21 protein-coding genes are annotated in these 22,834 nt (G+C 66.9%); 12 read left to right on the top strand and 9 right to left on the bottom strand.

All coding sequences use genetic code 11. The annotated features are described in order from the left end of the window. Positions 1–43: 43 nt before the first annotated feature. From HF680_RS01395 to HF680_RS01410, 4 genes are all read right to left on the bottom strand, one after another. On the bottom strand, positions 44–430 hold the full coding sequence (locus tag HF680_RS01395; protein WP_039245351.1) for a hypothetical protein: 387 nt from the start codon (positions 428–430) through the stop codon (positions 44–46). Between the two features lie 49 nt (positions 431–479). Beyond that, positions 480–1,088, bottom strand: a complete 609-nt coding sequence (pth, locus tag HF680_RS01400; RefSeq protein ID WP_039245350.1) for an aminoacyl-tRNA hydrolase — start codon at positions 1,086–1,088, stop codon at positions 480–482. Between the two features lie 86 nt (positions 1,089–1,174). Continuing rightward, positions 1,175–1,807, bottom strand: coding sequence for a 50S ribosomal protein L25/general stress protein Ctc (locus HF680_RS01405; protein ID WP_185223863.1), 633 nt, complete (start codon positions 1,805–1,807; stop codon positions 1,175–1,177). Between the two features lie 134 nt (positions 1,808–1,941). Next, positions 1,942–4,230 (bottom strand): ATP-binding protein, encoded by a 2,289-nt coding sequence (locus HF680_RS01410; RefSeq protein WP_185223864.1) that lies wholly within the window; start codon positions 4,228–4,230, stop codon positions 1,942–1,944. Between the two features lie 144 nt (positions 4,231–4,374). On the opposite strand from HF680_RS01410, the gene HF680_RS01415 reads away from it, so the two are divergent. The 6 genes from HF680_RS01415 to phoB all read left to right on the top strand — a co-directional run bounded on the left by HF680_RS01415 (position 4,375) and on the right by phoB (position 11,035). Further along, positions 4,375–5,772, top strand: coding sequence for an ATP-binding protein (locus HF680_RS01415; RefSeq protein ID WP_185223865.1), 1,398 nt, complete (start codon positions 4,375–4,377; stop codon positions 5,770–5,772). A 140-nt stretch (positions 5,773–5,912) separates the two neighbouring features. Beyond that, positions 5,913–7,343 (top strand): phosphate ABC transporter permease subunit PstC, encoded by a 1,431-nt coding sequence (gene pstC / locus HF680_RS01420; protein WP_185223866.1) that lies wholly within the window; start codon positions 5,913–5,915, stop codon positions 7,341–7,343. Continuing rightward, positions 7,336–8,640: a phosphate ABC transporter permease PstA gene (pstA, locus tag HF680_RS01425; RefSeq protein WP_185223867.1), complete on the top strand. Its 1,305-nt coding sequence runs from the start codon at positions 7,336–7,338 to the stop codon at positions 8,638–8,640. The genes pstC and pstA overlap by 8 nt, the downstream gene beginning before the upstream one ends. A gap of 4 nt (positions 8,641–8,644) precedes the next feature. Beyond that, positions 8,645–9,592 carry a phosphate ABC transporter ATP-binding protein PstB gene (pstB, locus tag HF680_RS01430; RefSeq protein ID WP_185223868.1) on the top strand — a complete coding sequence of 316 codons (948 nt, stop codon included), beginning with the start codon at positions 8,645–8,647 and terminating at the stop codon, positions 9,590–9,592. A 4-nt stretch (positions 9,593–9,596) separates the two neighbouring features. Continuing rightward, on the top strand, positions 9,597–10,322 hold the full coding sequence (gene phoU / locus HF680_RS01435) for a phosphate signaling complex protein PhoU (protein WP_017505976.1): 726 nt from the start codon (positions 9,597–9,599) through the stop codon (positions 10,320–10,322). Positions 10,323–10,342: 20 nt separating this feature from the next. Then, positions 10,343–11,035 (top strand): phosphate regulon transcriptional regulator PhoB, encoded by a 693-nt coding sequence (gene phoB / locus HF680_RS01440; protein ID WP_017505977.1) that lies wholly within the window; start codon positions 10,343–10,345, stop codon positions 11,033–11,035. Positions 11,036–11,075: 40 nt separating this feature from the next. Here phoB and HF680_RS01445 read toward each other — a convergent pair whose 3' ends face one another. Next, entirely contained in the window at positions 11,076–11,999 is a 924-nt protein-coding gene (locus tag HF680_RS01445) for an Hsp33 family molecular chaperone (RefSeq protein ID WP_185223869.1), read from the bottom strand. Positions 12,000–12,186: 187 nt separating this feature from the next. Between HF680_RS01445 and HF680_RS01450 the strand changes: the two genes are divergently transcribed. The 3 genes from HF680_RS01450 to HF680_RS01460 all read left to right on the top strand — a co-directional run bounded on the left by HF680_RS01450 (position 12,187) and on the right by HF680_RS01460 (position 16,657). Then, positions 12,187–12,726 carry a hypothetical protein gene (locus HF680_RS01450; RefSeq protein WP_161638833.1) on the top strand — a complete coding sequence of 180 codons (540 nt, stop codon included), beginning with the start codon at positions 12,187–12,189 and terminating at the stop codon, positions 12,724–12,726. A gap of 121 nt (positions 12,727–12,847) precedes the next feature. After that, positions 12,848–14,740, top strand: coding sequence for a phosphoglycerate dehydrogenase (gene serA, locus HF680_RS16305; protein WP_185223870.1), 1,893 nt, complete (start codon positions 12,848–12,850; stop codon positions 14,738–14,740). 114 nt (positions 14,741–14,854) lie between these two features. Then, complete coding sequence (locus HF680_RS01460) at positions 14,855–16,657, top strand: autotransporter domain-containing protein (RefSeq protein ID WP_185223871.1); 1,803 nt, start codon at positions 14,855–14,857, stop codon at positions 16,655–16,657. Between the two features lie 25 nt (positions 16,658–16,682). Here the strand turns inward: HF680_RS01460 and HF680_RS01465 are convergent, their stop codons facing one another. After that, entirely contained in the window at positions 16,683–17,246 is a 564-nt protein-coding gene (locus HF680_RS01465) for a GGDEF domain-containing protein (RefSeq protein WP_185223872.1), read from the bottom strand. Positions 17,247–17,429: 183 nt separating this feature from the next. On the opposite strand from HF680_RS01465, the gene purE reads away from it, so the two are divergent. Both purE and HF680_RS01475 read left to right on the top strand, forming a co-directional pair. Next, positions 17,430–17,921: a 5-(carboxyamino)imidazole ribonucleotide mutase gene (gene purE / locus HF680_RS01470; protein WP_045810283.1), complete on the top strand. Its 492-nt coding sequence runs from the start codon at positions 17,430–17,432 to the stop codon at positions 17,919–17,921. After that, the gene (locus HF680_RS01475; RefSeq protein WP_185223873.1) at positions 17,922–19,004 is read left to right on the top strand and encodes a 5-(carboxyamino)imidazole ribonucleotide synthase; all 1,083 of its coding nucleotides are present in this window, start codon (positions 17,922–17,924) and stop codon (positions 19,002–19,004) included. It begins immediately after the preceding gene. 248 nt (positions 19,005–19,252) lie between these two features. Here HF680_RS01475 and HF680_RS01480 read toward each other — a convergent pair whose 3' ends face one another. After that, on the bottom strand, positions 19,253–19,900 hold the full coding sequence (locus HF680_RS01480; RefSeq protein WP_185223874.1) for a COQ9 family protein: 648 nt from the start codon (positions 19,898–19,900) through the stop codon (positions 19,253–19,255). 188 nt (positions 19,901–20,088) lie between these two features. Between HF680_RS01480 and rpsU the strand changes: the two genes are divergently transcribed. Further along, the gene (gene rpsU, locus HF680_RS01485) at positions 20,089–20,331 is read left to right on the top strand and encodes a 30S ribosomal protein S21 (protein ID WP_026108547.1); all 243 of its coding nucleotides are present in this window, start codon (positions 20,089–20,091) and stop codon (positions 20,329–20,331) included. A gap of 167 nt (positions 20,332–20,498) precedes the next feature. Here the strand turns inward: rpsU and HF680_RS01490 are convergent, their stop codons facing one another. Together HF680_RS01490 and HF680_RS01495 are read right to left on the bottom strand one after the other, a co-directional pair. Next, a complete protein-coding gene (locus HF680_RS01490) occupies positions 20,499–21,857 on the bottom strand; it encodes an ABC transporter permease (protein ID WP_185223875.1) in 1,359 nt (452 codons plus the stop codon). Beyond that, positions 21,854–22,801 carry an ABC transporter ATP-binding protein gene (locus HF680_RS01495; protein ID WP_185223876.1) on the bottom strand — a complete coding sequence of 316 codons (948 nt, stop codon included), beginning with the start codon at positions 22,799–22,801 and terminating at the stop codon, positions 21,854–21,856. Before HF680_RS01495 ends, HF680_RS01490 begins: the two co-directional genes overlap by 4 nt. Between the last annotated feature and the right edge of the window lie 33 nt (positions 22,802–22,834).

Raw genomic sequence — 22,834 nt, forward strand, 5'->3', positions numbered from 1 at the left:
ACGGCGCGCGGGCGCTGGGGCCGGCGCGGGCTTGGGGTCTGGCTCAGGCTTGGGGCGGGGCGGTGGACGGCGGACGCGGCGGCGCGCGCGCTGGCGGCGGCGGACTGACGCTGGCGGCGACATAGACGACGCGCTCGAGGGTGCGGACCACAGGCGCCGGCTCTGGCGCAGGCGGGCAGGGCAGGGCGGCGGCCAACGGCATGACGCAGGCCGCGCACTTGGCCCCGACATGTTTGTTGACCGGGCCGTCCATGCCGCCGGACTGGATCGTCTGGGGGCCTTCCGCCGAACAAATGACCAGCGGGTGGCCCGGCTGAACCGCCGCCAGGGCCGCGAACGGCAGCAGGGTTCCGAGCACGAGCGCGAACACCGCCGCCAGGAAGGCGAGCGATTGCGAGATCGACCAATTGTCGGCCTGGGCGCGGGTCACGTCTGGCCTCTACGGCGTTTTGCGACGGCGCGATAGGCGGCGCTTTGTCCTAAAGCTCGCCGCGCGCCGCCTGGCGGGGGCTGAACTTGGGCGCGGGGGCCAGGCGCATGACCTCGCCCTGATAGCGTTCGTCGTCGCCGGCGATCGCGAAGGGCAGGGCGTCGGCGCAGGCCTGAAGCATGGCGTCTAGCCAGGGCTGTTCCGCCTTATGGAAGTCGCCCAGCACGTGGGGCATGACCAGTTCCTTTTCGCCCGGATGGCCGATGCCCATGCGCGCGCGTCGGAAGTCGGCGCCAAGGTGGCTGATCAGGGAGCGGATGCCGTTCTGGCCGGCCGCGCCGCCTCCGGTCTTCATGCGAAACCGCCCGGGGGCCAGGTCGATCTCGTCGTGGAAGACGATGATTTCACTCGGCTTGATCTTGTAGAACCGCGCCGCCTCGCCGACCGCCCGACCGCTTTCGTTCATAAAGGTCTGGGGCTTCATCAGCAGGACCTTGGTCCCATCGACCAGACCCTCGCTGACGATCGACTGGAACTTTGCGCGCTCAGGCCCGAACCGCCACCGGCGCGCGATCTCGTCAGCGGCCATGAAGCCGATGTTGTGCCGGTTCTTTTCGTATTTCCCGCCCGGATTGCCGAGCCCCGCGATGATGATCATGGCGTCCTCTTGCCGTTTGCGTCAGGCAAAGAAAAGCCCCGCACGGCGAACCGTGCGGGGCCTGATCTTGTCGAAGCGACGAAGGATCAGTCTTCGGTCTTCTCAGCCGGAGCGGCCTCGGCTTCGGCGGCTTCGTCAGCGGCTTCCGACAGGGCGGCCGACGAGATCTTGACCGTGGCGATCACGAAGTCGCGGTCGGTAATGGTGGCTTCCGCGCCCTTGGGCAGCTTGATGTCCGAGATGCGGATGGTGTCGCCGATTTCGGCCTTGGCCAGATCGACAACCAGTTCTTCCGGGATCTGGTCGGCGCGGACCAGGATCTCGACAGTGTGACGGACGATCTCCAGCGAGCCGCCTTGACGCGAGTAGGGCGCTTCATCGGCGTTCAGGAAGTGCACCGGCACTTCGATCTTGACCGGAGCCTTCTCATCGACGCGCATCAGGTCGAAGTGCAGGGGGCGGTCCGAAACGGGGTCGAACTGCACGTCCTTGGCGATGACCGGCTGGGTCTCGTCGCCATACTTCAGGGTCACCAGGTGGCCCAGCAGCTTGCCGGTGTAGAGCGACTTGCGGAAGTCCTTCTCGTTCACCGAAATGGCGACGGGGCCTTGCTCGCCGCCGTAAAGGACGCCTGGCACGAAACCGGCGCGACGCGCAGCGCGAGCGCCGCCGGTGCCGACGCCATCGCGGACGTCCACGTTCAGAATGATCTCGGCCATGTGGCTCGCCTCAACAACAACGGAAACGCCGCGCCAACCCGGGGCTCTCGCGGCGGGGGTGATGAACCCTCGAATTCAAGAGCGCGGGCTATTACACGCATCAGGTCCAAGGCGCAACCGTCAAAGGTTCCGCTTCACGCCGCCCGCGCGCGATCCTTCAGCAGCGAGGTCGGCGCTGCGACGATGCCCAGCAGTTCTGCGGCGTTGAAAGGCTTGGCCAGGTGATGGTCGGCCCCGGCTGCGCGTCCGGCTGCTATGTGTTCGGGCATGGCGTTGGCGGTCAGCATGACGATCGGCGTGCGATCCAGACCCATCGTCGCCTCGTGCAGACGAATCTCCTGCGTCGCGGTCAGCCCGTCCATGACGGGCATCTGCATGTCCATCAACACCAGGTCGAAGGTATCCGCCCGGAAGCTTTCCACCGCCTGGGCGCCGTTCTCGGCGATCACGATCTGCGTCGGCGTCTGCGCCAGAATCAGTTCGATGACGCGGCGGTTGGTCGGATGGTCGTCCGCGACCAGCACGCGGATCGTCCGCGCCTGCTCTATGACTGCGGTTTGAGCCGGCGCCGGTTCCTTGCGCGACGAGGCCTCAGTCTGTCTCAGCGGCAAAGTCAGGATGAAGGCCGCGCCGCCGCCGGGTTCGCTTTCGCAGCCCAGGTCGCCGCCCATCATCTCGGCCAGCTGACGACAGATGGACAGGCCCAGTCCCGAGCCGCCGAATTTGCGCGTGATGCCGCCATCGGCCTGTTCGAAGCGACTGAACAGGCGCGCCCGCGTCGCGGCGTCGAAGCCGATGCCGCTGTCCTCGACGGTGAAACGCAGCACGGGCGAGCCCTCGCGATCCGCCCCGCGCTGCACGATCAGACCGACGAACCCCTTGCTGGTGAATTTGACCGCGTTGGAAATCAGATTGGTCAGAATTTGTTTCAGGCGCACCGCATCGCCCAGAATCCAGACGTCGTCTTCCAGATCGATATCGACGTGGAAGTCAAGATGCTTCTCACGCGCGTTCTCGGCATAGAGCTGAGCCGCCTCGCGCACGACCGTCGCCAGCTCGAAGGCGTCTTCCGTCAGCTCCAGCTTGCCCGATTCGACACGCGCCAGATCCAGGATGTCGCTGAGCAGGGTCTGCAGCGTCTTTCCCGACGCCTGCATCAGATCCAGCATCTCACGCTGTTCAGCCGTCAGATCGGTCTTGGCCAGGGCTTGGGACAGGCCGATCACGCCGTTCAACGGCGTGCGGATCTCATGGCTCATATTGGCCAGAAACTGGCTCTTGGCGACATTGGCGGCCTCGGCCGCGTCACGCGCTTCGGACAGGGCCTCGGCGTCGCGCTTCAGATCGGTGATGTCGTTGCAGACCGTGACCGTCCCGCCCTCGGACGTACGGCGATCCTGGATACGCAGCCAACGCCCGCCGGCGACCTGTTGCTCGCTGTTCGATGACAGCTGACGACGCGCCTGCATGCGCTCGTTCAGCCATTCTTCTTCGCGGCCCGCCGCCTCCTGATAGCGGCCCTCGTCGATGCCGATGCGAAGAGCTTCGCGGAAGGTCAGGCCGACAACCAGATGCGGCTCAAGTTCGGGGTTCACCTCGGCATAGCGCGCATTCCAAAGCACCAGCCGGTCCTTGGAATCATAGAAGCCCAGGCCGTCGGGCATGGCGTCCACCGCCTCGCGGATACGGCGCAGAGCGGTGGCGCGTGAAATATAGGCCATCATGCCCAGAACGGCCGCGGCCGTGCAGATCATCAGCAGAATGGCGGCCAGCAGCAGTCGCATCGCCTCGCTGGACAGCCCCTGGTCGGCGGCGACGGTCGGGTCCGGCGTAACCGTGATGGCAGACATGCCGATGAAATGAAGAACAAGAACTGTCGCCGAAAGTCCCGTCGTCGTCGCCAGCAGGCGCAGCAGGCCGCCTCGACGATAGAAGAAGGCCGTCGTTCCGCCGATCGCCAGGGCCGCGATGATGGACAGCGCGACAAGACCGGGGTCCCAGCTGATGTGCGCCGGCGCCTTGATGGCGGCCATGCCCAGGTAATGCATGGCGCCGACGCCGGCGACCGCGATCACTGCGGCAAGCACGCGCCACATGCGGCCCTTGCCCATCAACGTCGAGCCGATCGTCAGGCCGATCATGGCCAGCGCGATTCCAAGAGAGGCGACCGTCAGGAACGGATTGTAACGCACCGGCACACCGGCCACGAACCCCTGCATGGCCACGAAATGGGTCGCCCAGATGGACAGGGCGCCGATCATGACGGCCAGCAGGACCGAACGGCGGCGTCGCCCGGGATCGCGCCGACCCATCCGTTGCATGACGTGGGTGGAGACGCCCAGACCGGCCATGCAGATCAGCGCAGCGAACAGCGTGATCCGCCAGTCGTGATCGTGCGCAATGCAATGGATGATGCGGTCCACGAGGCCTCCCCTTGAGCGTACGATAGACGACAATTCTAAAGAAACCGTGCGGCGAAGCTTATGGGCGCCGCAGGCTGTCGGCACGCCGTCACAGAATCCGTGCAAGGATCGGAATCGTTCTTCAGTTCGAGGTCGCCCGGACCCATGCCTTACGAAGTCTCGCCATCGCCCGTCGCGCCGGTCTCCACCTCGCGGCTGTGGACGGTCGGCGCCAGCATCGGCATCGCCATCGTGACCCTGCTGGTGCTGGCGATTCTGCATCCCGAACTCGCGAACTGGCTGGTCGGCGGGGCGGTGATCGTGGCGGCCTCGGCCTGGCTTTTGAACATGAGCGAGGCGAGCAGGGCCGAGCCGGCGGCCAGTCAAGGCGCTGCGACCGAGCCCGCTATCGACATGATGACGGGCGATCTTCTCGACCGCGTGTTCGAGGCGCTGGACGATCCAGTGCTGGTGGTCAGCGGCGGCGAGCCGGACGACATCGCAGGGCGACGCATTGTCATGGCGAATGCGGCGGCGCGCGAACTTCTGCGCATCCAGCGCCAAGGCGCCTTGCTGGTGCAGGTGATCCGCGAACCGGGCGTGCTGGAGGCGGTGGACGAGGCCCTGTTCGGCGGGACGGCCCGCACCACGGATTATGCGACGGGCGGTCAGCGCGACCGACGCTGGCGCGCCTGGACCCGTCCGCTTTCACTCGAATCGTCAGGCAAGGCCGGGTCGGAGCTGGCTCTGCTGATCCTGCGCGACGAAACGGACTCGCGACGCATCGAGATGATGCGCGTGGACTTCCTGGCCAACGCCAGCCACGAACTGCGCACGCCCCTGGCCTCGCTCAGCGGTTTCATCGAGACCCTGAAGGGCCACGCGCGTGAGGACGTGGTTGCGCGCGACCGCTTCCTGGACATCATGTCGGCCCAGGCGGACCGGATGGGGCGGCTGGTCGCGGATCTGCTGTCGCTCAGCCGGATCGAGCTGAACGAGCATATTCCGCCCTCTGGCCGCGTCGATCTGGACCGAGCCGCCTCTGACGTGGTCGACGCGATCAGCGTTCTGACGCGCGAAAAGGAGATCGCCATCGCCCTGGATCAAGGGGAGGCGAGGGCGTCGATCAGCGGCGATCGCGATGAGATATTGCAGGTGGTGCAGAACCTGCTCGACAACGCCGTCAAATATTCGTCACGCAACGGGACGGTCGAAATCTCGGTCCGTTCGGACCTGTCGTTCGACGAGGCCTGGGCCTCGCGCATGCCCGGCGCCACACGACTGCCGCTGGTCACGCCGGACCGCACGGCGGGCGTCTCCTATGCCGCCGTCACGGTGCGCGACCATGGGCCCGGCATGGCGCGCGAACATCTGCCCCGCCTGACCGAGCGCTTCTATCGGGTCGAGGGTCAAAAGAGCGGCGAGCGGCAGGGGACGGGGCTGGGGCTGGCCATCGTCAAACACATCATCAACCGTCACCAAGGCGGTCTGGTGGTCGAAAGCGCACCGGGCATGGGCGCGGCCTTCACCGCCTGGTTTCCCCAGCCGGTCGAGCGACGCTGAGAGCGCGGCGGCCGATCGCTGTCACCCAACTGTCATCGACCCGTCGTAATCCGCTGACCATTCGCAGGCAGTAGTCGCGCCGCGTTGGTCCCGATGTTCAGGACCGTCGTCGATTCGCGCACGGCGCTTCGGACTTCTGAATGATCTGGATTTATCTGCTGATCCTCGTCGCCTTGAGTGCGGCCGCCTTCCTGGGCGGGCGTGCATTGGCGCGTCGTCGTGCGATCGGCGCAAAGCCCCATTCCCGCCCCGGCCAGCACGGCGCCTATGCGCTGATCTGGGTCGCCGCGCCGGCTCTGGTGGTCCTGATCCTGGCCTCGGTGTTCGCCGCCCCGCTTCAGCGTCAGCTGACGGCCGCCGGCACGCCTGATGCAGTCGCTGCGCTGGAGCCGTTCCGTCGCGACGCCTTCTTCGCCGACGCCCACCGCGTGGGTCGTGGCGAACCCGCCATGCAGATTTGGGAGCGTCCGCTGGCCGAAGAACTGCCGGTCGAGGCGCGCCGCATGGTTCGCATCGAACGCACCCTGTCGTGGGGCGGCGGCGTCGCCGCCATCCTGGCCGCCGTCCTGGGCGGCCTGTTCGCCCTGACGCAGATCAAGCCCCAGACGCGCGCCCGCAACCGGGTCGAGGGCTGGATCTACGGCGCCCTGTTCGTCTGCTCGGCCATCGCCGTCCTGACGACCCTGGGCATCATCGCCTCCCTGGCCTTCGACAGCTTCCGCTTCTTCCAGAGGGTGCCGGTTCTCGACTTCCTGTTCGGCACCCAATGGAGCCCGCAGATCGCCATCCGCGCCGATCAGGTCGGGTCCTCGGGCGCCTTCGGGGCCGTGCCGCTGTTCGCCGGCACCCTGCTGATCATGGTCATCGCCATGTGCGTCGCCGCGCCGATCGGCCTGCTGTCGGCCATCTATCTGTCGGAATACGCCAGCCGCACGACCCGCGCGGTGATCAAGCCGCTGCTGGAGGTTCTCGCCGGCGTGCCGACCGTCGTTTACGGCTTCTTCGCCGCCCTGACCGTCGGGCCCTTGCTGCGGGTCCTGTTCAACGAGATCGGCCTCTTCCTGATCGGCGGACCGCTGGACGGGCTGGGCCAGTACCTGGCCCTGGTTCAGAATCAGATGGCCCTGACGGCCGGTGCGGTGATGGGCATCATGCTGATCCCGTTCGTGTCGTCCCTGTCCGACGACATTCTGAACGCCGTGCCCCAGTCGCTGCGTGACGGCTCGTTCGCTATGGGTGCGACCAAGTCCGAGACGGTGAAACGGGTTCTTCTGCCCGCCGCGCTGCCGGGCATCGCCGGCGCCCTGCTGCTGGCCGTGTCGCGCGCCATCGGCGAGACCATGATCGTGACCATGGCCGCGGGCCTGGCCGCCAACCTGACCTTCAATCCGCTGGACACCGTCACCACCGTCACCGTGCAGATCGTGACCCTGCTGACCGGCGACCAGGAGTTCAACAGCGCCAAGACCCTGTCCGCCTTCGGCCTGGGCCTGACTCTGTTCCTGGTCACCCTGATGCTGAACATCATCGCCCACCGGATCGTGCAGACCTATCGGGAACAATATGACTGACGCGACCCCCGATCAGATCGCCGGCGCGGCCGCTAAGGGACGTCTCGACCGCCTGCGTGCAGGTCTGAAGCGTCGTCACGCCAAGGAAACGCGCTTCAAATGGTATGGCCGCCTGGCCATCGCCGCCGCCATGCTGTTCCTGGCCGTGCTGCTGGTGCGCATCGTCGAGCAGGGCCACACCGCCTTCTACGCCCACACCGTCACCGTGCCGGTCTTCATGGACCCGGCGCGCGTGGACCGCGCCTATCCGCAGGGCTCAAACTTCGAGCAATTGGCCGCCGAGCAGCAGTTGGCCCGCATGGGCATTCCGGACGACGCGGCCGGGACCAAAGCCGCACAGATGAAGCGGTTGTTCTCGTCTGAGCTGAAGTTCGTCGCCGCCGACTTGGTCGCCAAGCGCAGCGAAGTCATCGGCGAGACCGTGCCCCTGGCCGTACCGCTGTCCGACGACGCTGATCTGTATCTGAAGGGCGAAATCTCCAAGGCCACGCCCGAGGATCAACGCCGTCTCACCGATCAGCAGATCGCCTGGCTGGACCGGATGAAGGCCAATGGCGTGATCGGCGCCCACTTCAATACGGCCCTGTTCACCAACGGCGATTCCACGCAGCCCGAGCTGGCGGGCGTCCTGGGCGCCGTGGTCGGTTCGGCCCTGATGCTGATGGTCACGGCCCTGATCGCCATTCCGCTGGGCGTCGGCGCGGCCATCTGGCTGGAAGAGTTTGCGCCCAAGAACAAGCTGACCGACATCATCGAGGTCAACATCAACAACCTCGCGGCCGTGCCGTCGATCGTCTACGGCCTCTTGGGTCTGGCCCTGTTCATCAACTGGATGCACCTGCCGCGCGCCAGTCCCATCGTCGGCGGTCTGGTCCTGGCGCTCATGGCCCTGCCGACCCTGGTCATCGCCACCCGTTCGGCGCTGAAAGCCGTGCCCCCGTCGATCCGCGAGGCCGCCCTGGCGATGGGCGCATCCAAGACCCAGACGGTGTTCAGCCATGTCTTGCCGCTGGCCATGCCCGGCGTCATGACCGGCGCCATCATCTCCATGGCCCACGCCCTGGGCGAGACCGCGCCGCTGCTGCTGATCGGCATGGTCAGCTTCGTGCCGGGCGTGCCGCACGCCATCGACCAGCCGGTCGGGGCGCTGCCCTCGCTGATCTACATCTGGGAGAACGCCTCGGAGCGGGCCTTCCACGAACGCACCGCTGCGGCGATCATCGTCCTGCTGGTCTTCATGATCATCATGAACGCGGCGGCCATTATCCTGAGGCGGCGCTTCGAGCGTCGGTGGTAAGAGAATGAAATTCCGTATTTTCCGCTCCGCCGAGGACCAGACCGGCGCCGGCTCGGTCGATCCGACCGAAGCGCCGCGCATGGGCGGCCAGGTCCTGCCCGAAATCGCTCCGTCCAAGGGCGCAGCCGCCGAACCGCGCGTCGAGGACGCTACGCCCCGGTCGGGCCCCGCCGTGGTCGACAGCCCGCCCGTCGGTCCGATCAAAATCGCCGCGCGCGACGTCTCGGTCTTCTATGAGGGCAAACAGGCGCTCTACGACGTCTCGCTGGACATCCCGGACAAGACCGTCACGGCCCTGATCGGCCCGTCGGGCTGCGGCAAGTCCACCTTCCTGCGGACCATGAACCGCATGAACGACACCATCGCCGGGGCCAAGGTCACGGGCCGCATCGCCATGGACGGCGAGGACATCAACGACCGCTCCATCGACCCGGTGCTGCTGCGCGCCCGCGTCGGCATGGTGTTCCAGCGTCCGAACCCCTTCCCGAAATCGATCTACGAAAACGTCGCCTATGGGCCCAAGATTCACGGCCTGGTGTCGTCCAAGGCCGAGATGGACGAGGTCGTCGAGAAGGCGCTGAAGCGCGCAGGCCTGTGGGACGAGGTCGCCGACCGCCTGCAATCGTCGGCCATGGGTCTTTCTGGCGGGCAGCAGCAGCGTCTGGTCATCGCCCGCGCCATCGCCGTGAACCCCGAAGTCATCCTGATGGACGAACCCTGCTCGGCGCTAGACCCCATCGCCACGGCGCGGATCGAGGAGTTGATCGACGAACTGCGCGAGCGATTCTGTATCGTCATCGTCACCCACTCGATGGCCCAGGCCGCGCGCGTGTCTCAACGCACCGCCTTCTTCCACATGGGCCGTCTGGTCGAGACGGGGGATACGGAAGACATCTTCCAGAATCCGCGCGAACGGCGCACCCTCGACTACATCACGGGACGCTTCGGCTAATCCGATGAACCAGCACACCGTCAAAGCCTATGGCGACGAACTGAACCAGATTACGGCCGAGATCGCCCGCATGGGCGGCCTGGCCGAGGCCCAGGTCGCGGACGCCATCGATTCCGTCGCCCGCCGCGACATCGCCCTGGCCCGCGCCGTGGTGGAACGCGATCTGAAACTGGACGCCCTGCACCGCGATATCGAGAAGAAGGCGATCCGCCTGATCGCCCTGCGCCAGCCGGTCGCCAGCGACCTGCGTCGCACCCTGGGCGCCATGAAGATCGCCACCGATCTGGAGCGCACCGGCGACCTCGCCAAGAACATCGCCAAGCGCGCGCTGATCCTGGCCGAAGCCCAGCCGATGCAGCCCCTGACCCGTTCGATCGAGCGGATGGGACGGCTGGTTTCGACCCGCCTGCGTGATGTGCTCGACGCCTATACGGCCTCGGAACTCGATCGCGCCGTCGCCGTCTGGCAGACCGACGACGAGGTCGACGAGCACTACAACGCCCTGTTCCGCGAACTGCTGACTTACATGATGGGCGATCCGCGCACGATCGGCGCCTGCACCCATTTGCTGTTCATGGCCAAGAACCTGGAGCGGATCGGCGACCACGCGACCAACATCGCCGAGACCGTTCACTACGAGATCACGGGCGAGGACATCGTGGGCGAACGCCCGCGCGCCCAGCCCACGGCTGAGGATTCCGATCCGACGCCGAACCTTTCGACGCACTGACCCGAGACCGGAGACCCGACGTGCAGCCCTATATCCTTGTGATGGAAGACGAGGACGCGCTGGCGACCCTTCTTCAGTACAATCTCGAAAAGGAAGGCTACGACGTCGCCGTCGCCGCCGACGGCGAGGAGGGCATGCTCCAGATCGACGAGCGTCTGCCCGATCTGGTGCTGCTGGACTGGATGCTGCCCAAGCTGTCGGGCATCGAGGTCTGCCGTCGCATTCGCGGCAAGGCCGAGACCCGCAACCTGCCGATCATCATGCTGACGGCGCGCGGCGAGGAGAGCGACCGGGTTCGCGGCCTGGACACCGGCGCCGACGACTATCTGACCAAGCCCTTTTCGATGGTCGAGCTGATCGCCCGCATCCGCGCCGTCCTGCGGCGCATCCGTCCGGGTCTGGCCGACGACCGTTTGAACCATGGCGACATCGTCGTGGATCGCGTCTCGCACCGGGTGAAGCGCAACGGCAAGGAGGTCCATCTGGGCCCGACCGAGTTCCGCCTGCTGGACCACTTCATGCAGCACCCCGGACGGGTGTTCAGCCGCGAACAGCTGCTGGACGCGGTCTGGGGCTCGGACGTCTATGTCGAGGCCCGTACGGTGGATGTCCACGTCGGGCGCCTGCGCAAGGCCCTGGCCATCGCCGATGAAAGCGCCAATCCCATCCGTACGGTCCGCTCGGCGGGCTATTCTCTGGATCTGGAAGGCTGAGATCAAAAAAGGGCGGCTCCCCGGAGCCGCCCTTTCTCGTTCAAATTTGCTCTGCGACCACTTCTTCGGGATCCAGCGCATAGACCGTGGCGCAGTATTCGCAGGTGACGCGGATCTTGCCGTCGTCCTCCAGCATCTCGGCGCGCTCGGCCGGATCGAACGAGGCCAGGACCGAGGTGATCCGTCCGCGCGAGCAACGGCAGACGGCCGTCAGTTCTCGCGCGCCCTCCAGCCGCACGCCGTCCTCGTGGAACAGGCGGAACAGCAGCGTCTCGGGCGAGATCGTCGGATCGACCAACTCGTCATCGCCCAGCGTGCCGAACAGGGCTCGCGTGCGGTCCCAGACTTCTTCGGTCGAGCCGCGAGCCTCGTCGCCGGCGATGATCTGGATCATCGCCCCGCCGGCGCGCCATTGCGATCCGGCCTCGGTCTGAACCTGGCCGACGGCCAGGCGCACCTTGGTCGGCACCTGTTCCGACTGCTGGAAATAGTGTTCGGCCGCCAGCGACAGGCTTTCGCCCTCGATCGGCGTGATCCCTTGGGTGCGCTCGAAGTCCGGGCCGCGATCCAGCGTCATGATGAAGACGCCTTGGCCCAGCAGCGAGCGGGCGCCGGGGCGGGCGAACCCCTGCGACGCCTCGGCGACCTCAGCCTCGTCATAGCGGCAATAGCCGCGCAGCGATCCGTCGGTGCCGTAATCGGCGACGACATAGCGCACGGGGCCGTCGCCCTGGGCCTGGACCAGCAGGCGACCCTCGAACTTCAGGCTGGAGCCGATCAGGGCGGCCAGCGCGCAGGCCTCGCCCAACAGGGCGGCGACCGGCTCGGGATAGGCGTGGGCGGCCAGGATCTTGTCGATGGTCGCGCCCAGGCGAACCAGGCGACCGCGCACGGGCCAGCCTTCGATCTGGAAGGCGGCGGCCAGATCGTCGGAAACGGGAATGTTGGGCGCGTGATCGGTCACGGCGAGGTCCTTTGGGGCGTCATTTCGGGATCGCGGCTATGTAGGCGCCCGCAGGCGACTTGATAAGGGGCTAATCCGCCGGGTCTTGGGAGAGGGCGACGGAACCGATTTCGGCGCGGATCGCTCTTTTGGCTCAAGCGGAGCCGTCGCTCCGTTCATGACGCCAATAACTGAAGAGGTTCCGCCGATGATCCGCGACATCGATCCGATCGAAGAGATTCGCAAACACCCCGGCATCACCGCCGGCAGCCTCCTCGCGGTCGCCCTCGGCGCGGTCGCCGTCGTCTATCTGACGCAACGCAGCGGTCCTACCCGTTACCAGCGCATCAAGTCGCGCATCGACCCGCGCGGCTGGGTCGACACGTCCGAACTGCGTGACCGTTTCCACGACGCCGTCGACGCTTTCCGCCACCGCGCCGAGGATGTCGGCGAACGCGCCGGCGCGCTGTCGCGCGACGCCCGCCATCGTGCGGCCGACGCCGCCTATGACGTGCGCGACCGCGCCGACGACTGGTTCCGTTCGGCCCGCAAGGACGGCAAGAAGGCCTTGAAGAAGCATGGCAAGACGGCGCGCCGCTATGCTGACGACGCCGGTCAATATGCGCGTGATCACGCCCGCGAAGGCGGCGCGTTGCTGGCGGTGGCGACCATCGCCGCAGCCGTCGGCGCAGCGGTGCTCGAAAGCCGTCGTCCCGACAGCCACGTGCGTCGCATCGCGCGCTTCTGACATTTTCGTGCCGCCCGCCCGGTGAAAACCGCGGCGGGCGGCAAACTTTTAGCGCATCTGCCCACAGTGAGCAGCATCGCTCGGCTTTGCCGCAGACGCGAAGGCCGCTAAGACGCCGCCCATGAGCGCGCGCCCCACACTGATCTTCGACTTCGATTCGACCCTGGTCGATTTCGAGACCCTGGAAGCCTTGGCCGACATCGCCCTGGCGGATGCGCCGGGCGCATCCGAAGTGCGTGCTCAGATCGCCGCCCTGACGGATCAGGCCATGGCTGGAGAGATCGAGTTCGGCGAGGCTCTGCGCCGCCGTCTGACGCTGTTGCCGCTGACCCGCGCCCATGTCGCCGCCCTGGCCCAGAGCGCGTCGGACCATCTGACGGCGTCGGTGCGGCGCAACCTGAATTTCTTCCAGCAGAACAAGGGCAGGGTCGTCATTCTCTCCGGCGGCTTCCGCGAGGTGATCGCGCCTGTCGCGGAAGAGCTGGGCGTCTCTGCCGATCGCGTACTGTGCAACGATCTGATCTATGACGCCGACGACCGCGTGGTGCGCGTCGACGACGCCAACCCGCTGTCGCTCGCCAATGGCAAGCCGACCGCCATTCACGGCCTGAACCTGTCGGGCCGCGTCGTCATGGTGGGCGACGGCTGGAACGACGCCGAGGTCAAGATCGCGGGCGCCGCCGACGCCTTCTACGCCTTCACCGAGGTCGTGCGCCGCGCACCGGTGGTCCAGGTCGCCGACGCCGAGGCCGCGTCGCTCGACGAGGTGCTCCATGCCGAAGGCCTGGTCGGTCGGTGGTCCTTCCCGCGCAGCCGCATGAAGATGCTGCTGCTGGAAAACATCCACCCCGCCGCCGTCGAGAGATTGGAGGAGGCGGGCTATTCGGTCGAGACCCAGAAGGGCGCGCTGGACGAGGACGATCTGATCGCGGCCATCAAGGGCGTCCATGTCCTGGGCATCCGTTCCAAGACCACGGTCAGCCGCCGCGTGCTGGAACAGGCCGATCGGCTGATGGCCGTCGCCGCCTTCTGCATCGGCACCAACCAGATCGACCTGGACGCGGCCTCGGATCACGGGGTGGCGGTGTTCAACGCCCCCTATTCGAACACCCGTTCGGTGGTCGAACTGGCCATCGGCCTGATGATCGTCCTGATGCGCGACGTGGCGGACAAGTCGGCGGCCATGCACGTCGGCAAGTGGAACAAATCCGCCACCGGCTCCAAGGAGCTGCGCGGCAAGACCCTGGGCATAGTCGGCTACGGCGCGATCGGCAGCCAGTTGTCGGTATTGGCTGAAAACCTGGGCATGCGGGTGCTGTTCTACGACCTGTCCGAGCGCCTGGCCCTGGGCAATGCGCGCCGCATGCGCTCGCTGGACGCGCTGCTGGCCGAAAGCGACGTGGTCACCCTGCATGTCGATGGCCGCAAGGAGAACGCCAATATCTTCGGTGCGGCCCAGTTCGGCCGCATGAAGGAAGGCGCGTTGTTCCTGAATCTGGCGCGCGGCCATGTGGTCGATGTCGGAGCGCTATCTCAGGCGATCGGCTCGGGCCGGGTCGCCGGCGCCGCCGTCGATGTCTTCCCCGAGGAGCCGCGCACCAACGCCGACCCCTTCGAGAGCCCGCTTCAGGGCCTGCCCAACATGATCCTGACGCCGCACATCGGCGGCTCGACCGAAGAGGCGCAGGAGGCCATCGCCGAGTTCGCGGCCGAACGCCTGCTGGGCTATCTGAACCGGGGCGACACGACCTTCAGCGTCAACCTGCCCAACGTCCAGCTGTCCGAGGTTTCGGGCGCGCACCGCATCTTGCACATCCACCGGAACCAGCCGGGCGTGCTGGCTGAACTGAACCGCGCCCTGGCGTCGGCGGGCCTGAACATCCTGGGCCAGCATCTGAAAACGGATGAGCGCACTGGCTATGTCATCACCGATGTTGATCGCGACTACGACCCGGAGGCGCTGCGCGAACTCAAGACGGTGCCGGGCACGCTGAAGTTCCGCACGTTGCAGTGATGCGTCGCTCGCAAATATCTTCTCAAAGCTGACCTCGCGGCATCTTGCGCTCTGCGCGAACTGGCGCATCCTCACGTCGAACGGCCGCGCAGCGACGGCTGCGGGAGGATATTCATGTCACGCTTCATCACCGGCGGCGCCGTCGCCGCCCTGGCGCTCGCCGCCTGCGCCTTTGCCGGCTCGGCCTCGGCCCAGACCTACAACCGTCTTGTCGTCTTCGGCGACAGCCTCAGCGACAACGGCAACCTGTTTCTAATCTCGGGCGGGACCCAGCCGCCGTCGCCGCCCTATGCGCGCCGCTTCTCGAACGGTCCGACCTTCGTTGAACTGCTCGGCTTCAACGCCGCCAACTTCAACGGCTCGGTCACGGGCAGCATCAACTACGCCTTTGGCGGCTCGCGCACTGACTCCTCGGCCGGCGTACCGTTCGGCATGTTGAACCAGCTGTCGCGCTACACCGCCGCGGGCGGCCGGTTCAGCTCGACGGATCTGGTCAGCGTCCTGGGCGGCGCCAACGACATCTTCCAGGGCCTGCCCGCCGCCGGCGCTTCCGCCAGCCCGGTCGCCGCCATCACTCCGGTCGCAACCACGGCCGCCGCCAACATCAACAGCCTGGTCAACACCGTGGCGGGCGCGGGCGCCGGGACCATCCTGGTCACCAACCTGCCCAAGCTCAGCCTGACGCCTCAGTTCCGCGGCACGACCGCCGCGCCCCTGGCCGACTTCGCCGTCACCACCTTCAACACCGCGCTCCAGACCAATCTGACCGCCACGGCCGCCGCCCGCCCAGGCAGCAACATCATCATGATGGACCTGTACAAGATCGGCGACACCCTGGCCGGCAATCCAGGCCTGTTCGGCATCACCAACATCACCCAGCCCTGCTTCAACGGCGTGACGGTCTGCACGAACCCGGACAGCTACTTCTACTTCGACGGCGTCCACCCGACCGCAGCGGGCCACCGGATCATCGCCCAGCTGGCGACTGACTACCTCTACTATGGCGACATCGGCGCTCAATCGACCTTGCAGGGTGAGACGACCTATCGTCACCGCGAGGACGCCCTGGACGCCGCCGGCGAGGCCCTGTCGGGTCGCCAGCCGTGGGAGGCCGGCGTCTCGGTCACGACGGCGGCCCTGATCGACAGCGTCGACACCGACGCGCGCGGCTCGGTCAACAGTTCGTCCAGCGATGGCTGGGGTGCCCGTATCGCGCTTGAGGCCGGTCCCTCGGCCAACTGGCGCTTCGGTCTGGCCGGCACGGCGCGCAACACCGAAGTCGAAAGCCAGGCGCTGCAGTTCAACGTCGAAAGCTTCGGCCTGGACGTCTATGGCGGCTGGCGCTCGGGCGATGTCTTCGTCAACGCCGCCGTCGGCATGGCGCGTGACAACATCGACGACATCGAACGCACCACCAACTTGGCGCCGATCGTCCACACCGCCGAAACCCGCGCGCTCAGCAGCGGCGCGCGTCTGCAAGGCGGCATGTGGTTCGACATGGGCGGCGTCGCCCTGTCGCCCCGTGCAGCCCTGGCCTATGTGTCCAGCGACGTGGACGGCTATTACGAACAGGGAGTCGGCGCCCAGTATCAGTACGGCGATCGCACCGTGAAGGCCCTGACCGGCGAGGTCGCCCTGCGCGCCGAGGCGGAAATGGGCGGGTTCGGCCTGTTCGCCGAAGGCGGCTACCGCGACGCCCTGGACGACAGCTCCGATCCGGTGCGCGTCGGTCTCTACAACAACCCGGCCCAGGTGCTGTCGCGCGAGATCGACGATCCGTTCGGCGGCCAGTTCCTGGCCTCGGCCGGCGTCGAGGGGGCGGTCGGCCCGGTCAAGGTGACGGTCGGCTATCGCGGCCGCTTCGGCGACCACGCCGACAGCCATATGGGCGGCATTCAGCTGAAACTGCCGCTTTAAGCGGCAGCAGGGGCGGGAAGGGGCCTCAGCGCCCCTTCTTCCTCACCCACATGGCGGCGTCGGCTTCGGTCAGCCAGACCTCGGCGTCGGTATGGCCGTCCCAGGCGCGCACGCCAAACGAGCCGCCCAGTTCGGTCTTCTGGCCGTCCCAGACGAAGCCCTCGGTCTTAAGCGCTTCGGCCAGCTGACGCGCCTTGACCCGGCCCTCTTCATAGCCTGCGTGCAGCATCAGCAGGGCGAACTCGTCGCCGCCCAGCCGGCCCACCGCATCCGACTCGCGCAGATTGGCCAGGAACAACTCGGCCACCGCCACCAGGGCCGCATCGCCGGCCGCATGGCCCAGGCTGTCGTTGACGCTCTTGAACCCGTCCATGTCCAGATACAGCAGCACCGCCGGCACCCCGTGCCGTTGGCAATAGGCCATGGTCCGCTGCATCGCCGTGATGAAGCCACGCCGGTTCAGGGCGGGCGTCAGCACATCATGGTCTGCGGCGGCCTCGGCGGCTGCGGCGCGCGTCTTCCACGCTTCCAGCTCGGCGCGCAGGCGCGCGATCTCGGCGGTCAGGTCGTGTTCGGCCACGTCGGTCACGGCGCAGGGTTGGCTCCGAAGGCGCGACTCAGTCTGCGTCGCGCGGTCGAACGATGGTAGAGCGTGATCCGCCGACATTGAAGGCCGACATTACGGGCCGACCCGGCTGAAATCACGGTGTTGCGGTTGCGGGCGTCACCCGCGTGCTGTAACCGGCGCCTTTCCGCGAGGGGCCTTGCAGACATGGCGACTTCCCAAACCCCGGTGGCGATCATCATGGGCAGCCGGTCCGACTGGCCGACCATGAAGCTGGCCGCCGATCGCCTGGATCAACTGGGCGTCGCCTGGGACGCCAAGGTCGTCAGCGCCCACCGCACGCCCCAACGCCTGGTCGAGTTCGCCACGGGCGCCAAGGCCGCCGGATACAAGGTCATCATCGCCGGGGCCGGGGGCGCCGCCCATCTGCCGGGCATGGCCGCCTCCATGACCGAACTGCCGGTGCTGGGCGTGCCGGTTCAGTCCAAGGCGCTGAAGGGCATGGATAGCCTGCTGTCGATCGTGCAGATGCCGGCCGGCGTTCCGGTCGCCACCCTGGCCATCGGCGAGGCAGGCGCCGCCAACGCCGGCATCCTGGCCGCCCAGATCCTGGCCCTGTCGAACGAAGAACTGGCCGGACGCCTGGCCGCCTTCCGCGCCGCCCAGACCGAATCCGTCGCAGAAACCGTCGAGGACTGAGTGCCTGATCTTCCGCTTCCCCCCGGTTCGACCCTCGGCATCATCGGCGGAGGCCAGCTGGGCCGGATGCTGAGCCAGGCCGCCTCGCGCCTGGGCTTCGACGTCGTGATCCTGGACCCCGAGGCCGACAGCCCGGCCGGCCGGGTCTCGGCGCGCCAGATCGTCGCCGCTTATGACGACCCCAAGGCCCTGTCGGCGCTGGGCCGCGCCGCCGATGTCGTCACCTTCGAGTTCGAGAACGTGCCGGCCGAATCCATCGAGCGTCTGGCCGAGGCCGGCGCCCTCGTCGCGCCGGGACCGACTGCGTTGCGCGTGTCGCAGGATCGGGTGGACGAAAAGACCTTCCTGAACGCCGTCGGCGCCCCGACCGTCGCCTTCGCCGTCGTCGATACGCTGGACGATCTGGTCGTCGGCCTGACCGAACTGGGGCTGCCCGCCCTCCTGAAGACCCGCCGCGAAGGCTATGACGGCAAGGGCCAGGTCTGGATCCACGCCATTGAGGACGCGCCCGCCGCCTTGGAAAGCCTGGGGGGGCGCCCGGCCATCCTGGAGGCCAAGGCGACCTTCGTGCGCGAACTGTCGGTCATCGCCGCCCGCGACTGGGACGGCCATATGGCGGTCTATCCGTTGGGCGAGAACCGACACGAAGGCGGCGTCCTGCGCACCACCCTGGCCCCCGCCGCCGTGGACGAGAAGACGCAGGTTCGCGCCCGCGCCATCGCCGAGGCGATCCTGGACGGGCTGGACTACGTCGGCGTTCTGGGCGTCGAACTGTTCGACCTCGGCGACGACGTGCTTCTGGTCAACGAGATCGCCCCGCGCGTCCACAACACCGGCCACTGGACCCAGGACGGCTGCGTCTGCGACCAGTTCGAACAGCATATCCGCGCCGTCGCCGGCTGGCCGCTCGGCGCCACGACGGCCCACGCCCGCATCGAAATGACCAATCTGCTGGGCGACGAGGTCGAGGACTGGCGCAAGCTGTCGGCCAAGTCCGACGAACGGTTGCACCTCTACGGCAAGGCCGAGGCCCGCCCCGGCCGCAAGATGGCGCATGTGAATAGGGTGTTGGGCGTGGTCTGATCAGTCAATCTTAGTCGCGTCACATCGCACGACATTGAGCACGCCGTTGGGAATCGGTTTGCTCTCAACCCAGCAGACCTTCGGTTTCACTTGTGACGGCGGCTCTTGGTAAGAGAGTGCGCCCAAAAGCGCAGACCCAGCCAAAACGCCTATGCCACTCAAGACGATAGTCTTTCGCATCCTACACTCTCCGTTGGAGCGAAGGGGTCGCATGGCTTGCGCTCGTCGGCAACCTTGACGCGTTCGCCTTACACCCTCGCTCCATACCGCATGCGGCTCAACGCATCGCTGACCTTTCGGAACGGCGCGTCGAAATCCTTGCCCGCCTTAAACTTCTCGAAGGCCATGACGTTTTCGATCCGGCGGGCGACGAAAGCTTCGGCCGTTTCGCGGCCGTCGAACCAGCGCAGGGTCAGGGCGGGAATCAGGATGCCCGACAGGATCGTCCGCTTCGAATAGTGATTCCAGTCGGTCGCCTCGTCCCCGGACCAGCGCCACAGATGATCCGCGCTCTCCCAGGCCAGTTTCAGTCCTAGATCGGCGTTGACGGGCAGGGCCAGGAAGGCGGCGCAGCGACGCGTGGCCTCCAGATCGGCGGCGCCCGCCTCCATCCGCTCGGACACGGCGCGCGCGACTCGCTCACGAATCTTCAGCGACTTGGCGTCGATCTCACCCAGAGCCGCCAGCGCTCGCGCATCATGGCGGCGCGACAGCAGGGCCGCCAGATCGCGCGCGCCGTTAGGCAGCAGCAGTTCCTCGTCGCCCTGCGACAGGCCGCACGCCTCGCAGGCTTCGCGCACCAGACGCGCGTTCCAGCCCAATGCGGGCGCGCGGGCGATGGCGGCGTCCAGCACGGTCTGTTCGGTCCGGTCGGCCCAGTCTGTCGTCTCGGTCATAAGGGCGATCATACGCCGGTCGTCATGGCGTTTCGAGCCTTGAAGAATGGTCGCGACGATCTGGACAGAAGGGGGCGGCTCGTGTATCAGCGCGCCTTCATCCGAGAGCCCGGCTGTCGGAAGACGATTTTATTTTGTTCGCCCGTCTCCCTCACAGGACGCGGCGGGCGGCCAAAGGAGAGTTTAACCTGGTTCAGATTTTCGTTCGCGACAACAACGTCGACCAAGCGCTGAAAGCCCTGAAGAAGAAGATGCAGCGCGAGGGCAGCTTCCGTGAAATGAAGCGCCACGTGCACTTCGAGAAGCCCTCGGAAAAGCGCGCCCGTCAGAAGGCTGAAGCCATCCGTCGCGCCCGCAAGCTGGCGCGCAAGCGCATGCAGCGCGAGGGCCTGCTGCCCGCGCCGAAGCCGCGCGTTCCCGGCGGTCGTTAAGACACCGGCGAAAGCCGAAAGATTTAAGGCCGCTTCCTCCGGGAAGCGGCCTTTTTCTTTGCGTTTCGTTTCTGCGGAGCGTGGGGCAGGGCTCTTCAAGTTTTGACGGAAGAAGCGCCGCGCCACCTCCCCATCGCGGTGCGACGGGGAGGAGACAACCGTGCCGACTAAGCCGGCCCGGTGATGGCCCGACCGAAGCTCTTCCAGCTCAGCTTCACGTCTGACAGCGCCCCGGCGCGGAAGGCCCGCCCGGCGATCCACACCATGAAGGCGGCGGTCGCGAACATGCCGATCAGCGTCAGAATCACCTCCACCAGCGGCGGATCGCTGGGCGCGCGCGCGCTCATCAGGAAGGGGGTGAAGAAGGGGATCCAGGACAACACCTTGACCACCGGCGCATCCGGACTGGTCAGGGCCATCTGCATCACCAGGATCGGCACGACCAGGATCATCATGATCGGCCCCATCAGGGTCTGGGCGTCGCGTGGCGTCTCGCAGAAGGCGCCGATGGCGGCGAACAGCACCGCATACATCAGATAGCCGCCGACCATATAGGCGATGAAATAGAAGATCAGGCCGTCGTGCAGCAGCACCTGTCCGACCGTCGCCGCCGTCTCGGGCGAGGCCGAGATCAGGGTGAAGGCGCCGATCCCGCCCCAGACCCCCATGACCGTCAGGGTCAGCAGCGCCACGCCCAGCACCTTGCCCGTCAGGATTTCGGTCGCTGAGGCCGAGGACAGCAGCACCTCCAGGATCTTGTTCGACTTCTCCTCCATCACGCTGTTCAGCAGGATGGAGGCGCCGGTGATGACCAGTGACCACAAGAGGAAGCCGACGCCCAGGCCGATGAAGGACGGGATCCGGTCACGCATCGACACCTCGCCACCGCTCGCTGCGCTGGGCGAGAAGGACTTCACTTCGGGCCGGAAGGTCTGAACCTCCTGCGCCACGGCCGGGGCGACCCCGGCGGCGGTCAGAAGTTCCGTGCGCCGTGCATCGCGCAGGGCGTTGCGGACGAAGCTGGAAACGTCGTTGTCGGTCGCACGCGCGGTCCAGACCTGGGCGGCGGGCTTGCCATCCGTGCGGCTCAGGAAGACCACGGCGTCGAGGCGTCTGGCCTTCGAGGTCTGCTTGTCCAGCGCCTTGCGGATCGCCTCGTCACGGGCCGGGCCGACGGCGTCGGCGATGGCGGGCGGCGCGTCGACCAGACGGATCTTGGGGCCGGTGATGGAGGCGACGGCGCGCCCGGCGCCCGCCTGTCCCTTTTCGGCGGCTTCGCGCAGGCGCTCGTTCTGACGATCCACATCGGCTTGCAACGAGACGCGGACGGCGGCCGCCAGACCTGTCGCATTCGGGCCTTCCTCGATCACCGCCACCGACTTGATCGGCTCGGAGGCCTTGATCAGCGCCGGAATGCCGCCGCCCAGCACGGCGAACAGGGGAAAAGCCAGAAGCGACAGCCAGAAGCCGACGGTCTTGGCGTAGGCGACATATTCGCGTCGCGCGATCAACAGAGTGCGGTTCATCGGACAGCCTCCACGGATGCAACGGGTTGGTCGGGATGGTCGCCGGTCAGGCCGATGAAGGCGTCGTGCAGCGTCGGCTCCTTCAGCGCGAAGCCACGCACGTCCAGGCCGTTCAGGAAGGCCGTCTTCAAGGTGTCCTGGCCCCCGGCACCGGGCACCAGGGCGATCTTCAGGCGACGCACGCCGTCCACGTCGGACAGGGTCTCGACGCCCGCCACGCCGGGCAGGGCGGCAGCGGCGTCCGCGCTGATCGCGCCGTCCAGATCCAGGAAGCGCGGCGAGGTGGCCTTGGCCTGATCCACTGTCCCCTCGAACGCCTTCTTGCCACGCGCCAGCAGCACGACCTTGTCGCACAGCCGCTCGGCATGCTGCATCACATGGGTGGAGAACAGCACCGTGGCGCCGTTCGCGGCCAGCCCGCGAATCATCGCCTCCAGGCCCTGCTGGTTCATGGGGTCCAGACCGGAGAAGGGCTCGTCCAGGATGACGAACTCGGGCTGATGCACGACCGAGGCGATCAGCTGCACCTTCTGCGCCATCCCCTTGGACAGCTCCTTCATCTTCTTTTTCTGCGCCTCGCCGAGCCCCTGCTGCTCCAGCAGGGTCTTGGCGCGCTTGCGGCCCTCGGCGACCGGCAGGCCTTTCAGCGCGCCGAAGAAGGCGATGGCCTCGACAGGCGTCATCTTCTTATAAAGACCGCGCTCCTCAGGCAGGAAACCGATCCGGTCGCGCACCTTGCGCCCGTCGTCGGCGCCCAGGATTTCGATCCGCCCCGACGTCGCCGGCTGCAACCCCAGGATCATCCGCAGGCTCGAGGTCTTGCCTGCCCCGTTCGGTCCCAGAAAGCCGCAGATCGACCCCTTCTCGACCTGAAAACTCAGATCGCGCACGGCGTGGAAATCGCCGTATCGCTTGTTCACCCCATCCAGCGTCAACGCCGCCATGTCGCCTCCCAAATCCCTGTCGTCAGACTAGAA

Source organism: Brevundimonas huaxiensis (assembly GCF_014218725.1).
GTDB lineage: Bacteria > Pseudomonadota > Alphaproteobacteria > Caulobacterales > Caulobacteraceae > Brevundimonas > Brevundimonas huaxiensis.

Excerpts from the sequence above, each read along its gene's own strand:
- pth (WP_039245350.1), bottom strand. The coding sequence starts at position 1,088 with ATGATCATCATCGCGGGGCTCGGCAATCCGGGCGGGAAATACGAAAAG.
- HF680_RS01405 (WP_185223863.1), bottom strand. The coding sequence starts at position 1,807 with ATGGCCGAGATCATTCTGAACGTGGACGTCCGCGATGGCGTCGGCACC.
- HF680_RS01415 (WP_185223865.1), top strand. The coding sequence starts at position 4,375 with ATGCCTTACGAAGTCTCGCCATCGCCCGTCGCGCCGGTCTCCACCTCG.
- pstC (WP_185223866.1), top strand. The coding sequence starts at position 5,913 with ATGATCTGGATTTATCTGCTGATCCTCGTCGCCTTGAGTGCGGCCGCC.
- pstA (WP_185223867.1), top strand. The coding sequence starts at position 7,336 with ATGACTGACGCGACCCCCGATCAGATCGCCGGCGCGGCCGCTAAGGGA.
- pstB (WP_185223868.1), top strand. The coding sequence starts at position 8,645 with ATGAAATTCCGTATTTTCCGCTCCGCCGAGGACCAGACCGGCGCCGGC.
- phoU (WP_017505976.1), top strand. The coding sequence starts at position 9,597 with ATGAACCAGCACACCGTCAAAGCCTATGGCGACGAACTGAACCAGATT.
- HF680_RS01450 (WP_161638833.1), top strand. The coding sequence starts at position 12,187 with ATGATCCGCGACATCGATCCGATCGAAGAGATTCGCAAACACCCCGGC.
- serA (WP_185223870.1), top strand. The coding sequence starts at position 12,848 with ATGAGCGCGCGCCCCACACTGATCTTCGACTTCGATTCGACCCTGGTC.
- HF680_RS01460 (WP_185223871.1), top strand. The coding sequence starts at position 14,855 with ATGTCACGCTTCATCACCGGCGGCGCCGTCGCCGCCCTGGCGCTCGCC.
- purE (WP_045810283.1), top strand. The coding sequence starts at position 17,430 with ATGGCGACTTCCCAAACCCCGGTGGCGATCATCATGGGCAGCCGGTCC.
- HF680_RS01480 (WP_185223874.1), bottom strand. The coding sequence starts at position 19,900 with ATGACCGAGACGACAGACTGGGCCGACCGGACCGAACAGACCGTGCTG.
- HF680_RS01490 (WP_185223875.1), bottom strand. The coding sequence starts at position 21,857 with ATGAACCGCACTCTGTTGATCGCGCGACGCGAATATGTCGCCTACGCC.
- HF680_RS01495 (WP_185223876.1), bottom strand. The coding sequence starts at position 22,801 with ATGGCGGCGTTGACGCTGGATGGGGTGAACAAGCGATACGGCGATTTC.